A 15,358-nucleotide genomic window follows, 5' to 3' on the forward strand; every position below is an offset into this window, starting at 1 on the left:
CGATCACGGCGGTGGGAAACGCTTCGCGCAGCGCCAGAACCGTGCGCACCAGTCCGGCACGCTGCTGCAGGCCCAGATCGGGGGCCTGTTCCAGCAAGGCATAGGAATCGACCGTATCGAGAAAAAACCCCTGGTAGCCCTGCCACCAGATCGGCCGCGCAATTTCTTCGACCAGAAAGCCCGGCCACCCGGGCTGCGCCTGGTCGATGATCCAGCTTCCCCAGTCGGCATTGCGGCCAATCCGCCACGCAGGCGGCATGCGTGTGAACCCTGGCGCGCAGGACAGGATTTCCCCCAGGCTCAGATACGCCAGCCATTGGGGCGCGCGGCTGTCCACCGGCAGGGGATGCCGATGACCAGGGTCGAGCACGACCGCATCGAAGCCCCCCAGAAAACGAACCGGGTCCTGTGGCCCATAGCAGAATGCCAGACGAGGATCGGCACCTGCCAGACAGGCGGCAAATGCTTCCCGCTCAATGCTCAAGCGCGGCATGGACATGCGATCTCCTGATCTGTCGAGCAAAGAACTGCCCAAAGCGCGCCGCCTTGTCGGCCCAGCCCCAATGACGGATGCATTCCAGGCCATACTCGGACAGCCGGATGGCCTCTTCCGGACCTGCCAGACAATAGGCGCGGATGCGATGCTTGAGCGCCTCGATGCTGCGTTCCGGCAAAATCTGTCCATGAGGATCGCCCACGAGGACCTGGGGCACGACCCCCACATCCGTGCTGATGACCGGCACGCCGCAGGCCAGTGCTTCGAGCACAGGGTTGGGGGTCCCTTCCATCTTGGACACACAGACATACAGATCGAGCCGCGCGTAGTATTCCGGCATTTCCTCATGCGGGATCTGGTGCTGCTGCCGGTCAGCCAGTTCCAGCCGCACATCCAGGCCTTCCTGGCGCAATTGCTGGACTGCCGGCCGCAGCAAGGTATGCAGGCCCTTGAAATCCTCGCCACGCTCACTGGACCAGCTTGAATTCCCGGCCCAGCCGATGACCAGGGGGCGATCATGCAGCGCACGCAAGCGCTGCAAGTTGTGCGGCCGGAATCTTTCCAGATCCACCCCATCCTCGATCAGCATGCCCGGGGCCGGCAGCCCATCCAGCCGCCGGTAGATTTCCAGCAGCCGCTGCGAACTGACGGTGTAGTCCTTGATCAGGTGGTTGAACAAGCCCCGCCGCGCCTCGACTTCCGGCGGACTGAGAAACAGGTGGTCGTACACGGAAGTCGTGATGGCACGCCGATGGACGAAACGCCTGAGAAAACTCGCTGGCGATCGGAACCCCAGGCTGCGCACATAGCGCTCGGCGGTTTCATCCTGGACCGAATTGAGAAAATCCCGCCAGAAAAAGTGCGTCACGGCGCAGTCTTCCGTCATCAGCAGGACCTGGACGATATTGTCGATCACGGCAGCAGGAATCACCTGGAACCGATAATCCGGTTCCAGGTGATGCATGATCTGCCGCGCAATATTGGCAAAGGCCCAGGATTCCGAATCCACGATCAGGGCAATCCGCGGCCGCTCGGGAACGCGCATATCCATCTACCGCACCACCGCTTCCCGGGCGGCCGCCCTTGCGGACGATACGGCGCGGGCAGCCTTGGGATCCTGTCGCCGCTGGGCCTGTGGCCGAACCACCTGGGCCATTTGCGCCTGATCGAGCTGGCGCATGAGCTCACGGACGTTTTCCTTCAGAACTGCATTTTCTGCCATCAAGGCAGCGAGCCTGAGATTGGCATGGCGCAACAGCTGCGCAGTCTGGCCCACCGCAGTATGCAACGCCGGGCTGGTCCTGGAATGCCAGGATGGCTGTGTCTGGATCGATGTCAATGTGTCCTCCTCTGAAAAAACGGCTTGCCGCCTGCAAACAGCCCGCGCAGGCGGCATGACTGCCGTCCGCAACGCGACATCGCAGGCTAGAAGTTGGATACGGGAGACGTGCGGGCCACATCGGCCCGGAACCAAAGCGCTACTCGGGTAGCTGCTTGGGCAGGCGCCGCACCAGTGCGCAGGCGTACAGCCCAGCCGGGCCCGCAGAGCGGACACGGCCTCTGACGCCAGGATACGAACCGGAGAGCAGGAAATCGTGGAGGTGAATCATGAGGCAATGGCCAGCATTCATCCCTGTGCAAGGGTGTGGCTCATTTAGTCTGTCACATTTCCCAGGCCAATTCAAGCCACTGAAACTCAAGCAGTTTTTTGACCATGAAATGAAAAACGGGCCTGGTGGCCCGTTTTTCATGGAAAGCAGACAGTACGCCCGGATTACTTCACGTCGCGTACTGCTGCGCCGGTATACAGCTGGCGCGGACGACCGATCTTGTAGTTGGGATCGGACAGCATTTCGTTCCACTGGGCGATCCAGCCCACCGTACGGGCCAAGGCGAAGATAGCCGTGAACAGCGAGGTGGGGATACCGATGGCGCGTTGCACGATGCCCGAATAGAAATCCACATTCGGGTAGAGCTTGCGTTCGACGAAATACGGATCTTCCAGGGCGATGCGTTCCAGTTCCATGGCCAGCTTGAACAAGGGGTCGTTGTGCAGGCCCAGCGAATCGAGCACCTCGCGGCAGGTTTCCTGCATCAGCTTGGCGCGCGGGTCGTAGTTCTTGTAGACCCGATGGCCAAAGCCCATCAGGCGCACGCCCGAATTCTTGTCCTTGACCTTTTCCATGAATTCACCGACCTTGGCCACGCCGCCCTGGGCCTGGATGCTTTCCAGCATGTTCAGGCAGGCCTCGTTGGCGCCACCGTGCGCCGGCCCCCACAGGCAGGCCACGCCCGCCGCAATGGCGGCAAACGGATTGGTGCCCGAGGAACCGCACAGGCGCACGGTCGAAGTCGAGGCGTTCTGTTCGTGATCGGCGTGCAGGATGAAAATGCGATCCAGCGCGCGTTCGACCACGTCGTTGACCTTGTAGTCATCGCAGGGCGTGGCAAACATCATGCGCAGGAAATTGCCCGTATAGGACAGATTGTTCTGCGGATAGATGAAGGGTTGGCCCAGGGAATGCTTGTACGCCATGGCGACCAGGGTCGGCATCTTGGCGATCAGGCGAATCGCGGAGACTTCGCGGTGATTCGGATTGGTGATGTCGGTGGAATCATGGTAGAAGGCCGACAACGCGCCCACCAGCCCCGTCAGCACGGCCATCGGATGGGCATCGCGGCGGAAACCCTGCAGGAACGTGTGCATCTGTTCATGCACCAGCGTGTGATGCGTGACCAGGCTGTCGAATTCCTGCTTCTGCTGCGCATTGGGCAGTTCACCATTCATGATCAGGTAGCAGATCGACAGGAAATCGCAGCTTGTTGCCAGCTGGTCGATCGGGTAGCCACGATACAGCAGCTGGCCCTTGTCGCCGTCGATGTAGGTGATGGCGGATTCGCAGGAAGCCGTCGCCATGAACCCGGGATCGTAGGTGAACATCCCGGTCTGGCCGTAGAGCTTGCGAATATCGATCACGTCCGGGCCCACCGTGCCCTGATAGACCGGGAATTCGACCGAAGGGCTGCCATCGGAAAACGATAGCGTGGCTTTTTTGTCGGATAGCTGCATGTGGATCTTCCTTTAAGTTACAGCGCTTTCATCTGCTCGACGAGCCGGCGGATATCAGGATCGTCGTAGGGACCCGACAGGTCCGCGCGTCCCAGCAGGACATCGAGCAATTCGTTGTCGCCCATTTCGAAAAGCTGCGTCAGGGCCCGCACGTCGGTCTCGGTCAGTTGCGCTTCGCAGGCGTCCAGGAAGCGCGTGATGATGAGATCGTTTTCGAGCAGGCCGCGCCGCGCCCGCCAGCGCAGGCGGGCGCGATCCAGGTCGGACAGGTCGCCAGACACGTCCGTCCCCTAGACTGTGCGGCGCACGAGCATTTCCTTGATCTTGCCGATCGCGGCCGACGGGTTCAGCCCCTTGGGGCAGACATCCGTGCAGTTCATGATCGTATGGCAGCGGAACAAGCGGTAGGGGTCTTCCAGATTGTCCAGCCGTTCGCCGGTGGCCTCGTCGCGCGAATCGGCGATGAAACGGTAGGCCTGGAGCAAACCCGCCGGACCGACGAATTTGTCCGGATTCCACCAGAACGAAGGACAGGCCGTCGAGCAGGAACCGCACAGGATGCATTCGTACAGACCGTTGAGTTCTTCGCGCTCTTCGGGCGACTGCAGGCGTTCCCTTTCGGGCGGCAGCGTGTCGTTGATCAGATAGGGCTTGACCGAATGGTACTGATCGAAGAAGAACGTCATGTCCACGATCAGGTCGCGCACCACGGGCAGGCCGGGTAGCGGCTTGAGGACGATGGGTTCCTTGAGCGTCCGCAGATTGGTCGTGCAGGCCAGGCCGTTCTTGCCATTGATGTTCATGGCGTCGGAACCGCACACCCCCTCGCGGCAGGACCGGCGCAGGGCCAGGCTGTCATCGAGTTCGTCCTTGATCCGCAGGATCGCATCCAGCAGCATCTTGTCGGTCGGTTGCAGTTCGACCTCGAATTTCTGCATGTACGGCCGTTCGTCCTTGTCCGGATCGTAACGGTAGATCTCGAATTTCACGATACGTTTTTGACTCATGACGATATCCAGATTAGAAGGTGCGCGGCTTGGGCGGGATGCTTTCGGCGGTCAGGGGCTGCATGCGCACCGGCTTGTATTCCAGGCGATTGTCCTCGGCAAACCACAGCGTGTGCCGCAGCCAGTTTTCGTCATCACGCTCGGGGTGTTCTTCGAGCGCATGGGCGCCCCGGGATTCGAGCCGGTTGGCGGCGGACTTGACCGTCGCACGCGCCACTTCGATCATGTTGGCGGCTTCCAGGGCCTCGACACGCGCCGTGTTGAAGACCTTGGACTTGTCCGAGAAGTAGATATTGTCGAATTGCGGGACCAGATCGGCAATCATGCGCTCGCCCTCGCGCAGGATGTCCATCTTGCGGAACACGCCGCAATGGCTCTGCATGGTGTTGCGCATGCGGTTGATGACATCATGCGTCTTTTCGCCACTGGTGCGGCGTTCGAGACGATCGATGCGATCCAGAGAGGCTTCGATGTCGGTATCGGGCAGGACCGCGTGCGCATGCTGGCGCTCGGGATGCTGCGCAACGATGAAATTGCCCGCCGAACGGCCGAACACGATCAGATCCAGCAGGGAATTGGTGCCCAGGCGGTTGGCACCATGCACCGACGTAGCGGCGCATTCGCCGATGGCGTACAGGCCGTTGACGATTTTTTCCTGGCCATTGACCTGGGTGACGACCTGGCCGTGGTAGTTGGCCGGGATGCCGCCCATCTGGTAGTGCAGCGTAGGTACGACCGGAATCGGGTCCTTGATCGGGTCGATGTTGGCGAACTTGATGGCGATTTCACGGATCGACGGCAGGCGCTTGGTGATGGTTTCCGCGCCCAGGTGATCGAGCTTGAGCAGCACGTGGCTGCCGTCGCCGCAGCCGCGGCCTTCCTTGATTTCCTGGTCCATCGAGCGCGACACGAAGTCCCGCGGCGCCAGGTCCTTGAGCTGGGGCGCGTAGCGTTCCATGAAGCGCTCGCCGTCCTTGTTCAGCAGATAGCCGCCTTCGCCGCGCACGCCTTCAGTGATCAGCACACCCGCGCCGGCCACGCCGGTGGGGTGGAACTGCCAGAATTCCATGTCCTGCAACGGAATACCCGCGCGCGCGGCCATGCCCAGGCCGTCGCCGGTATTGATGAACGCGTTGGTGGTCGCCGCAAAGATACGGCCGGCGCCGCCCGTGGCCAGCACGGTGTGCTTGGCTTCGAGGACGTAGATTTCGCCGGTTTCCATTTCCATGGCGGTCACGCCCAGCACGTCGCCATCGTTGTTGCGCAGCAGGTCGAGCGCCATCCATTCGACGAAGAACTGCGTGCGGGCGGCCACATTGCGCTGGTAGAGCGTATGCAGCATCGCATGGCCGGTGCGGTCGGCCGAGGCACAGGCGCGCTGGACGGGCTTTTCACCGAAATGGGACGTGTGGCCGCCAAACGGGCGCTGGTAGATGGTGCCATCCGGGTTGCGGTCGAACGGCATGCCGAAGTGTTCGAGTTCGTACACGGCGTTGGGCGCCTCGCGGACCATGAATTCGATCGCGTCCTGATCCCCGAGCCAGTCGGAACCCTTGACGGTATCGTACATGTGCCACTGCCAGTGGTCTTCGCTCATGTTGCCCAGCGAAGCACTGACGCCCCCCTGGGCCGCCACCGTGTGCGAGCGCGTGGGGAATACTTTGGAAAGCACGGCCACCGACAGGCCCGCCTGGGCCAACTGCAGGGAACAGCGCAGGCCGGCTCCGCCGGCACCGACGACCACCACATCGAACTGGCGGCGCGGAAGAGATTTTTTGACAGCGGCCACGTTAGAGACTCCAGAGAATTTGACCGAAGAAGACCACCGCAGCCACCAGCCACAGGATGGTCAGGACCTGCAGGAACAGGCGCAGGCCGTCGGGATGGGCGTAATCCATCCAGATGTCGCGCATGCCGACCCAGGCATGCCAGGCAAGCGACAGGAAAGCCAGCGTGGCCAGCAGTTGGCCGACCGGCAGCGTGCCGATGGCAAAAGTGAAAAAGGCGCGCCAGGATTCGAAGTCCAGGCTGGGAACCAGGACAGCGTACAGGACCAGGGCCAGGGTATAGACCGCCATGATGACGGCGGTGGCGCGCTGGACGATGAAATCACGGGTGCCGTAGTGCGCGCCCACGACCAGGCGCTTGCGACCAATGCGTTCTTGAGCCATTACCATGCTCCAAAGAGTTTCAGACCGAAAACCACCGTCAGGGCCAGCGCCACGCCGATCACCAGGGCGCCGGAGCGCTGCGAGGGTTCGCGCGCATTGCCGATGTGCATGTCCAGCGTCAGGTAGCGGATGCCCGCACAGAAATGGTGGAAATAGCCCCACATCAGGACCAGCAGCACGATCTTACAGACCGGGTTGGCGACCCATTCCTGCATCGCGGCAAAGGTCTCGGGCGACTGGACGCTTTGGGCGAACAGCGGCACGATCACCAGCGGCAACGCCAGGAACAGCAGCGCGCCGCTGACTCGATGCAGGATGGAAGCTTTCGCCGCCGGAGGCAGCCGGTAACTCATGAGGTCGCTCAACCCCAGGTTACGGAACTGCGGGCGCGGCTTTGAGACTGTTTCAGACATGATGGCCTCGTAGTTGGAAAATGGAAGAAATTCAGGACTCACCCGGCATTTTCGCCTATGCGCGAGTCAATTCAAACTGTTGCGGTAGTGATAGCGTTCCGTGACGTAATGCCCCCGGCGCAATTCCATGGGGCGGTCGCCATAAGTGTAGGCAACGCGCTCGACCTGCAGCAGCGGACTGCCGGGCTGGACCTGCAGCAATTCGGCCTGGGCGTCCGTCGCGGCCACGGCGCGGATTTTTTCTTCGGCGCGCACCATGCTGACGCCGAATTCGGTTTCGAACAGGGCATACACCGGCCCGCGATAGCGCAGCAGTGATTCCAGGGTCAGGCCCTTGAAGATGCTGCCTGGCAGCCAGATGTCGTCCAGGATGGTCGGTACATCGTCAAAGGACAGCGCACGGCGCATGTTCACGACGGCGTCCCCGGCGCGCAGGTCCAGGGCGGCGGCAATTTCCGCCGACGCCTTGGTGCGGCGGCAATCCAGGATCTGGCTGCTGGACACGCCGGTACGACCATCGTCGGGCGTCAGGCGCAAAAAACGGTAACGCACCTTGGCCTCGTGGTGGGTGGCCACAAAGGTGCCCTTGCCCTGACGGCGGATCAGCAGGTTGTCGGCAGCCAGATCATCGATGGCCTTGCGCACGGTCCCCTGGCTGACCTGGAACCGGGCGGCCAGTTCGAATTCGCTGGGAATCGATTCGCCCGGCTTCCATTCGCCTCGGTCCAGGCTTTGCAGGATCAGCCCCTTGATCTGCTGGTACAGAGGGCTGAACGCAGCGCTGTGGGGCGCGCGGCTCGGCGTCTGCGGACGATCGATCGGGGGGGATGCGGACATGTCGGTCAGAGAGGGCTGCCGTGCGGCGATGCTACAGGATGAGACAGTGCATTTTCGCACTTCCGGCGCCGGATGTCTAATACTCTTCTGTCTTATATAAGATATAAGACTCTTGACGCTGGGCAGTGGAATAAACTAATCTTTTCGGCAATCTCGCACACCCGGATATCCCCTCACCTATCGGAGAAACACCATGTCCAAACCCGCCATGCGCGTCGCGGTCACCGGCGCTGCCGGCCAGATCGGCTATGCCTTGCTGTTCCGCATCGCTTCGGGCGAAATGCTCGGCAAGGATCAGCCCGTCATCCTGCAACTGCTCGAAATCCCCGACGAGAAGGCCCAGAAGGCCCTGCAGGGCGTGATGATGGAACTGGACGATTGCGCTTTCCCCCTGCTGGCCGGCATGAGCGCCCACAGCGACCCGCGCACCGCCTTCAAGGATGCAGACATCGCCCTGCTGGTCGGCGCCCGCCCGCGCGGCCCCGGCATGGAACGCAAGGACCTGCTGCAGGTCAACGCCCAGATCTTCACGGCCCAGGGCAAAGCCCTGAACGAGGTCGCCAGCCGCAGCGTCAAGGTGCTGGTGGTCGGCAACCCGGCCAACACGAACGCCTACATCGCCATGAAGTCCGCCCCGGACCTGCCGGCCAAGAACTTCACCGCCATGCTGCGCCTGGACCACAACCGCGCACTGTCGCAGCTTGCCGCCAAGACCGGCAAAGCCGTGGCCGATATCGAAAAACTGGTCGTGTGGGGCAACCATTCTCCCACCATGTACCCGGACACGCGCTTCACCACCATCGGCGGTCAACCCGCCCAGGCACTGATCAATGACGATGCCTGGATCCGCGACGAGTTCATCCCCACCGTGGGCAAGCGCGGGGCGGCCATCATCGCCGCACGCGGGCTGTCTTCGGCCGCCTCGGCCGCCAATGCCGCCATCGACCACATCCGCGACTGGGTGCTGGGCACCAATGGCAAGTGGGTCACCATGGGCGTCCCGTCCGACGGCTCCTACGGCATCCCCGAGGGCATCATCTACGGCGTGCCGGTCACCACGGCCAACGGCGAATACACACGTGTTGCCGGCCTGGAAATCGATGCCTTCTCGCGCGAGCGCATGGACTTCACCCTGAAGGAACTGCTCGAAGAGCGCGACGGCGTCGCCGACCTGCTCAAGTAAATCCAGAGCCGGCGGGCGCGCCGGCCTGGCCGGCCGCCCCAGCCGGGAATGTCCGGCCGATGACAGACATGTCGCCCCAAGGCGGGCCAGAATGTCTCTGTCGTCGACTGGAATCACGCCCTCGACATGGGCGAATGCCGCCGCGCATCCGGATCACCTGATGCGCCGGTGGCCCACCGGAGCGTCCCTCATGACCCGTCCCGCCTCTCCCGGCGCCCTGCTGCGCCAGGCGCTGACCGAAGAATCCCCCCTGCAAATCATCGGCGCCATCAACGCCAATCACGCCTTGCTGGCCCAGCGTGCCGGCTACCGGGCCATCTATCTGTCAGGGGGCGGTGTAGCCGCCGGCTCACTCGGCCTGCCCGACCTGGGCATCAACACGCTTGATGACGTCCTGACCGACGTGCGTCGCATCACCGACGTCTGCGATCTGCCATTGCTGGTGGACATCGACACGGGCTTCGGGCCGTCGGCCTTCAATATCGCCCGCACCGTCAAATCCCTGATCAAGTTCGGCGCCGCCGGCTGCCACATCGAAGATCAAGTCGGCGCCAAGCGCTGTGGGCACCGGCCTGGCAAGGAAATCGTCAGCACGGAAGAAATGGCCGACCGCGTGAAAGCCGCCGTGGATGCCCGCACCGACAGCGATTTCTACATCATCGCGCGCACCGACGCGATCGCGGTCAGCGGCGTGGATGCCGCCCTGGAACGCGCGCACGCATGCGTCCAGGCCGGTGCCGACGCAATCTTCGCAGAGGCATCCTACGATCTGGATACCTACGCAAAATTCGCCAACAGTCTCGATGTCCCCGTGCTGGCGAACATCACCGAATTCGGCAAGACGCCGCTGTTCACGGTCGAAGAGCTCAAGGGCGCGGGCGTGGGCATCGTGCTCTACCCCCTGTCGGCTTTCCGCGCCATGAACAAGGCTGCCGAAACCGTCTACGAGGCCATCCGCCGCGATGGCCACCAGCATGCGGTGCTCGACCTGATGCAGACTCGCGAAGAACTCTACGACCGGATCGGCTACCACCGCTACGAAGAACAGCTCGACGCCCTCTTCCAGCAGGGCAAGCGCAAGACGTCCTGACCAGGCCCCACATTCGAACCGCCCCTCTCACTCAAGGAGAATGCTGATGGCGACCAAGACCACTGCTTCCGTCCGGAAGACCCCCGCCCGCAAAGCCACCGCGCCCAAGGCGCCCGCAGCCCAGAGCACGCCCGCACCCGCCGCGCCCACCACGGGCCCGAAACCAAAGAAATCCGTCGCCCTGTCGGGCATCGTGGCCGGCAACACCGCACTTTGCACGGTCGGCCGCAGCGGCAACGACCTGCACTACCGCGGCTACGACATCCTGGACATCGCCGACACCTGCGAATTCGAGGAAGTCGCCCATCTGCTGATTCACGGCAAACTGCCGACGGCAGCCGAACTCAAGGCCTACAAGGAAAAACTGCGCCGCCTGCGCGGCCTGCCCGCCCAGGTCCAGATCGCCCTGGAAGCCCTGCCGGCCGCCAGCCATCCCATGGATGTGATGCGCACGGCTGCCTCGGTGCTGGGCTGCGTGCTGCCCGAAAAGGACGACCACAACCTGCCTGACGCGCGCGACATCGCCGACCGCCTGATGGCCAGCCTGGGTTCGGCCCTGCTGTACTGGTACCACTACAGCCACAATGGCCGCGTCATCAACGTCGAAACCGACGACGACAGCATCGGTGGCCATTTCCTGCACCTGTTGCACGGCGAAGCCCCGTCCGACGACTGGGTCCGCGCGATGCATACTTCGCTGATCCTGTACGCCGAACACGAATTCAATGCCTCGACCTTCACCGGGCGTGTGATCGCCGGCACGGGTTCGGACATGTATTCAGCCATCACCGGCGCCATCGGCGCGCTGCGCGGCCCGAAACACGGCGGTGCCAACGAGGTGGCCTTCGAAATCCAGAAGCGCTACGACACCCCCGACGAGGCCGAAGCCGATATCCGCCGCCGCGTCGAGGCCAAGGAAGTCGTGATCGGCTTCGGCCACCCCGTCTACACGGTCTCCGACCCCCGCAACAAGGTCATCAAGGCCGTGGCCAAGCGCCTGTCCAAATCGGCTGGCTCGATGAAAATGTTCGACATCGCCGAACGCCTGGAAACCGTCATGTGGGACGCCAAGAAAATGTTCCCCAACCTGGATTGGTTCTCGGCCGTGTCCTACCACATGATGGGCGTGCCCACCGCCATGTTCACCCCCCTGTTCGTGATCGCCCGCACGGCCGGCTGGTCGGCGCACATCATCGAACAACGCATCGACAACAAGATCATCCGCCCGACGGCCAACTACGTCGGCCCGGAAGACCGCAAGTTCGTCCCCCTGGCCAAGCGCCGCTGACCCCCCGGAGCGCGGGCCGGGCGCCATGGCGCCCGGCCCATCCGCACTGCGGCCCTACTGCTCATGATCTGATCGCTTCTGGACGCCATGAACACTGCCTATCGCACGCCCCTGCCCGGTACCCGGCTGGATTACTTCGACGCCCGCGCGGCCGTCGAAGCCATCAAACCAGGCGCCTACGACACACTCCCATACACCTCGCGCGTCTTCGCCGAAAACCTGGTACGCCGCTGTGATCCCGCCATCCTGAACGATTCGCTCACGCAGCTCATCGAACGCAGGCGCGATCTGGATTTTCCCTGGTTTCCAGCCCGGGTGGTGTGCCACGACATCCTGGGACAGACCGCGCTGGTGGACCTGGCCGGTCTGCGCGAAGCCATTGCGGCAAAGGGCGGCGATCCCGCCCGGATCAACCCCGTCGTGCAGACCCAGTTGATCGTCGACCACTCGCTGGCCGTCGAGCATGCCGGCTTCGAGCGCGATGCATTCGACAAGAACCGGGCCATCGAAGACCGCCGCAACGACGACCGCTTCCATTTCATCAACTGGACCAAGCGCGCCTTCAAGAACGTCGACGTCATCCCGCCGGGCAACGGCATCATGCACCAGATCAACCTGGAACGGATGTCACCCGTGGTACATGCCCAGGACGGCGTGGCCTTCCCGGATACGCTGGTGGGCACCGACAGCCATACGCCGCATGTCGATGCGCTGGGCGTGATCGCCATCGGCGTCGGCGGCCTGGAAGCCGAGAGTGTGATGCTCGGACGCGCATCCTGGATGCGCCTGCCCGATATCATCGGCGTCGAACTGACCGGAAAGCTGCAGCCGGGCTGCACCGCCACCGACCTGGTGCTGGCATTGACCGAATTTCTGCGCAAAGAAAAAGTGGTGTCGTCCTACCTGGAATTCCACGGCGAGGGCGTCGCCCACCTGACCCTGGGCGATCGGGCCACGATCTCGAACATGACGCCGGAATACGGCGCCACGGCGGCGATGTTCTACATCGACCAGCAAACCATCGACTACCTGCGACTGACCGGCAGAGACGACGAACAAGTCAAGCTGGTGGAAACCTACGCCAAGCAAACCGGCCTCTGGGCCGACAGCCTGAAGTCCGCCGAATACGAGCGCGTCCTGCGGTTCGACCTGTCCAGCGTCGTGCGCAATATCGCCGGCCCCTCGAACCCGCACAACCGCGTTCCGACTTCCGAACTCGCCGCCCGGGGCATTGCCGGCACGGTGGAAAACAAGCCCGGCCTGATGCCGGACGGCGCCGTCATCATCGCCGCGATCACCAGCTGCACCAACACCAGCAACCCGCGCAATGTCATCTCCGCCGGCCTGCTGGCGCGCAACGCCAATGCGCTGGGCCTGACCCGCAAACCCTGGGTCAAGACATCCCTGGCGCCTGGTTCCAAGGCGGTCCAACTCTATCTCCAGGATTCCGGGCTCTTGCCGGAACTTGAAAAGCTGGGCTTCGGCATCGTCGGTTTCGCCTGTACCACCTGCAATGGCATGAGCGGCGCACTGGACCCGAAAATCCAGGAAGAAATCGTCAGCCGCGACCTGTACACGACCGCCGTGCTGTCGGGCAACCGCAACTTCGACGGCCGCATCCACCCCTATGCCAAGCAGGCGTTCCTGGCTTCGCCCGCCCTCGTCGTCGCCTATGCCATCGCAGGCACCATCCGTTTCGATATCGAAAAAGACGCGCTGGGCCAGGACCGGGACGGCAAGCCCATCACGCTCAAGGACATCTGGCCATCCGACGCGGAAATCGACGCCATCATCGCCGCCAGCGTCAAGCCCGAGCACTTCCGCCAGGTGTACGAACCCATGTTCGCCCGCGACCTCGGGGCCAGCGGGCAGACCAGCCCCTTGTATGAATGGCGCCCCATGAGCACCTATATCCGCCGCCCGCCCTACTGGGAAGGCGCGCTGGCCGGCGAACGCACGCTGACCGGCATGCGTCCCCTGGCGGTACTGGGCGACAACATCACCACCGACCACATCTCGCCTTCCAATGCCATTTTGCCGAACAGCGCCGCAGGCGAATATCTGGCCAAGATGGGTTTGCCGGAAGAAGACTTCAATTCCTACGCCACCCACCGCGGCGATCACCTCACCGCGCAACGGGCAACCTTTGCCAACCCCAAGCTGTTGAATGAAATGGTAAAGGACGGCGACCAGATCAGGCAGGGGTCGCTGGCACGCATCGAACCCGAAGGCAAGGTCACTCGCATGTGGGAAGCCATCGAAACCTACATGCAACGCAAGCAGCCACTCATCATCGTGGCGGGCGCCGATTACGGCCAGGGTTCATCGCGCGACTGGGCGGCCAAGGGCGTGCGCCTGGCCGGTGTAGAGGCCATCGTCGCCGAAGGCTTCGAGCGCATCCACCGGACCAACCTGGTCGGCATGGGCGTGCTGCCGCTGGAATTCAAGCCGGGGGTGAATCGCCACACGCTCGGCATCGACGGCACCGAAACATACGACGTTGTCGGCGAACGCACACCACGCGCCACGCTGACGCTCGTCATCCACCGCAAGAACGGCGAACGCGTCGAGGTGCCGGTCACCTGCCGCCTGGACACCGCCGAAGAAGTATCGATCTACGAAGCCGGCGGCGTGCTGCAGCGTTTTGCGCAGGACTTCATCGAATCGAACACAGCGGCCTAGACCACACTCACACGACAGGATATCGGCCATGGCTCACCGACCGCAAATCAAAATCCCCGCCACCTACATGCGTGGCGGCACCAGCAAAGGCGTGTTCTTTCGCCTGCAGGATCTGCCTGCGGCCGCCCAGTCGCCCGGCGCGGCACGCGATGCGCTGCTGCTGCGCGTGATCGGCAGCCCGGATCCCTACGGCAAACAGATCGATGGCATGGGCGGCGCCACGTCCAGCACCAGCAAGACCGTCATCCTGTCCAAAAGCAGCCGACCCGATCATGACGTGGACTATCTGTTCGGTCAGGTTTCCATCGATCGGGCCTTCGTGGACTGGAGCGGCAATTGCGGCAATCTCTCGGCGGCTGTGGGGCCTTTCGCCATCGCCGCCGGATTGGTCGACGCCGGGCGCATCCCGCAGGACGGCATGGCCACCGTCCGCATCTGGCAGGCAAACATCGGCAAGACCATCATTGCCCACGTCCCGATGACGCAAGGCGCCGTCCAGGAGACCGGCGACTTTGAACTCGATGGCGTGACCTTCCCCGCCGCCGAGGTGCCGCTCGAATTCATCGCGCCGGCCGCCGAAGAACAAGGCGCGGGCGGCGCGATGTTCCCCACCGGCCAACTGGTCGACGCGCTGCAGGTTCCGGGCATCGGCACCCTGAAGGCCACGCTGATCAATGCCGGCATCCCCACCATTTTCATCAATGCCGAAGACGTCGGCTACACCGGCACCGAACTGCAGGATGCGATCAACGGCGATGCCAACGCCCTGGCCCGGTTCGAAACCATCCGCGCACACGGCGCGCTGCGCATGGGCCTGATCGCACACCTTGACGAAATCGCCCAGCGCCAGCACACACCCAAGATTGCGTTCGTCGCCAAGCCGGCGTCCTACGTGTCCTCCAGCGGCAAACCGATCGCCGCCGACGAGATCGACCTGCTGGTGCGCGCGCTGTCCATGGGCAAGCTGCACCATGCCATGATGGGCACGGCCGCCGTCGCCATCGCCACGGCAGCGGCCATTCCCGGCACGCTCGTGAACCTCGCTGCTGGTGGGGGCGAACGCAACGCGGTATGCTTTGGTCACCCCTCCGGCACCTTGCGGGTCGGCGCGCAAGCCCGGC

At 63.3% G+C, this 15,358-nt stretch carries 14 protein-coding genes; 5 read left to right on the top strand and 9 right to left on the bottom strand.

Annotation, left to right across the window (positions count from 1 at the left end):
• The 9 genes from RBR29_RS06030 to RBR29_RS06070 form a co-directional block, all read right to left on the bottom strand.
• On the bottom strand, positions 1-499 hold a 499-nt coding region (locus RBR29_RS06030; RefSeq protein WP_320348064.1), incomplete at its 3' end, for an endo alpha-1,4 polygalactosaminidase.
• Positions 474-1,547: a glycosyltransferase family 4 protein gene (locus tag RBR29_RS06035; RefSeq protein ID WP_320348065.1), complete on the bottom strand. Its 1,074-nt coding sequence runs from the start codon at positions 1,545-1,547 to the stop codon at positions 474-476. The genes RBR29_RS06035 and RBR29_RS06030, both read right to left, overlap by 26 nt.
• Before the next feature lie 723 nt (positions 1,548-2,270).
• The gene (gene gltA / locus RBR29_RS06040) at positions 2,271-3,566 is read right to left on the bottom strand and encodes a citrate synthase (RefSeq protein WP_320348066.1); all 1,296 of its coding nucleotides are present in this window, start codon (positions 3,564-3,566) and stop codon (positions 2,271-2,273) included.
• A 17-nt stretch (positions 3,567-3,583) separates the two neighbouring features.
• On the bottom strand, positions 3,584-3,847 hold the full coding sequence (locus RBR29_RS06045; RefSeq protein ID WP_320348067.1) for a succinate dehydrogenase assembly factor 2: 264 nt from the start codon (positions 3,845-3,847) through the stop codon (positions 3,584-3,586).
• A 9-nt stretch (positions 3,848-3,856) separates the two neighbouring features.
• A complete protein-coding gene (locus RBR29_RS06050; protein WP_320348068.1) occupies positions 3,857-4,573 on the bottom strand; it encodes a succinate dehydrogenase iron-sulfur subunit in 717 nt (238 codons plus the stop codon).
• A gap of 13 nt (positions 4,574-4,586) precedes the next feature.
• The gene (gene sdhA, locus RBR29_RS06055; protein ID WP_320348069.1) at positions 4,587-6,362 is read right to left on the bottom strand and encodes a succinate dehydrogenase flavoprotein subunit; all 1,776 of its coding nucleotides are present in this window, start codon (positions 6,360-6,362) and stop codon (positions 4,587-4,589) included.
• A gap of 1 nt (position 6,363) precedes the next feature.
• A complete protein-coding gene (sdhD, locus tag RBR29_RS06060; RefSeq protein ID WP_320348070.1) occupies positions 6,364-6,744 on the bottom strand; it encodes a succinate dehydrogenase, hydrophobic membrane anchor protein in 381 nt (126 codons plus the stop codon).
• Positions 6,744-7,157 (bottom strand): succinate dehydrogenase, cytochrome b556 subunit, encoded by a 414-nt coding sequence (gene sdhC, locus RBR29_RS06065; RefSeq protein WP_320348071.1) that lies wholly within the window; start codon positions 7,155-7,157, stop codon positions 6,744-6,746. Before sdhC ends, sdhD begins: the two co-directional genes overlap by 1 nt.
• A gap of 66 nt (positions 7,158-7,223) precedes the next feature.
• Entirely contained in the window at positions 7,224-7,994 is a 771-nt protein-coding gene (locus RBR29_RS06070; RefSeq protein WP_320348072.1) for a GntR family transcriptional regulator, read from the bottom strand.
• Positions 7,995-8,187: 193 nt separating this feature from the next.
• Here RBR29_RS06070 and RBR29_RS06075 point away from each other — a divergent pair, with 193 nt between their 5' ends.
• The 5 genes from RBR29_RS06075 to prpF form a co-directional block, all read left to right on the top strand.
• Positions 8,188-9,177, top strand: a complete 990-nt coding sequence (locus RBR29_RS06075; protein ID WP_320348073.1) for a malate dehydrogenase — start codon at positions 8,188-8,190, stop codon at positions 9,175-9,177.
• Between the two features lie 190 nt (positions 9,178-9,367).
• A complete protein-coding gene (gene prpB / locus RBR29_RS06080) occupies positions 9,368-10,267 on the top strand; it encodes a methylisocitrate lyase (protein WP_320348074.1) in 900 nt (299 codons plus the stop codon).
• 46 nt (positions 10,268-10,313) lie between these two features.
• On the top strand, positions 10,314-11,555 hold the full coding sequence (prpC, locus tag RBR29_RS06085) for a 2-methylcitrate synthase (protein WP_320348075.1): 1,242 nt from the start codon (positions 10,314-10,316) through the stop codon (positions 11,553-11,555).
• A gap of 87 nt (positions 11,556-11,642) precedes the next feature.
• A complete protein-coding gene (gene acnD / locus RBR29_RS06090) occupies positions 11,643-14,237 on the top strand; it encodes a Fe/S-dependent 2-methylisocitrate dehydratase AcnD (RefSeq protein WP_320348076.1) in 2,595 nt (864 codons plus the stop codon).
• Between the two features lie 28 nt (positions 14,238-14,265).
• Positions 14,266-15,358: 2-methylaconitate cis-trans isomerase PrpF (prpF, locus tag RBR29_RS06095; protein ID WP_320348077.1), on the top strand; the 1,093-nt coding region annotated here is incomplete at its 3' end.

The sequence above is a fragment of the Castellaniella sp. genome (assembly GCF_034007085.1).
Classification (GTDB): domain Bacteria; phylum Pseudomonadota; class Gammaproteobacteria; order Burkholderiales; family Burkholderiaceae_B; genus Castellaniella.

Coding starts and splice junctions, on each gene's coding strand:
- RBR29_RS06035 (WP_320348065.1), bottom strand. CDS start 1,547: ATGGATATGCGCGTTCCCGAGCGGCCGCGGATTGCCCTGATCGTGGAT.
- gltA (WP_320348066.1), bottom strand. CDS start 3,566: ATGCAGCTATCCGACAAAAAAGCCACGCTATCGTTTTCCGATGGCAGC.
- RBR29_RS06050 (WP_320348068.1), bottom strand. CDS start 4,573: ATGAGTCAAAAACGTATCGTGAAATTCGAGATCTACCGTTACGATCCG.
- sdhD (WP_320348070.1), bottom strand. CDS start 6,744: ATGGCTCAAGAACGCATTGGTCGCAAGCGCCTGGTCGTGGGCGCGCAC.
- sdhC (WP_320348071.1), bottom strand. CDS start 7,157: ATGTCTGAAACAGTCTCAAAGCCGCGCCCGCAGTTCCGTAACCTGGGG.
- RBR29_RS06070 (WP_320348072.1), bottom strand. CDS start 7,994: ATGTCCGCATCCCCCCCGATCGATCGTCCGCAGACGCCGAGCCGCGCG.
- RBR29_RS06075 (WP_320348073.1), top strand. CDS start 8,188: ATGTCCAAACCCGCCATGCGCGTCGCGGTCACCGGCGCTGCCGGCCAG.
- prpB (WP_320348074.1), top strand. CDS start 9,368: ATGACCCGTCCCGCCTCTCCCGGCGCCCTGCTGCGCCAGGCGCTGACC.
- prpC (WP_320348075.1), top strand. CDS start 10,314: ATGGCGACCAAGACCACTGCTTCCGTCCGGAAGACCCCCGCCCGCAAA.
- acnD (WP_320348076.1), top strand. CDS start 11,643: ATGAACACTGCCTATCGCACGCCCCTGCCCGGTACCCGGCTGGATTAC.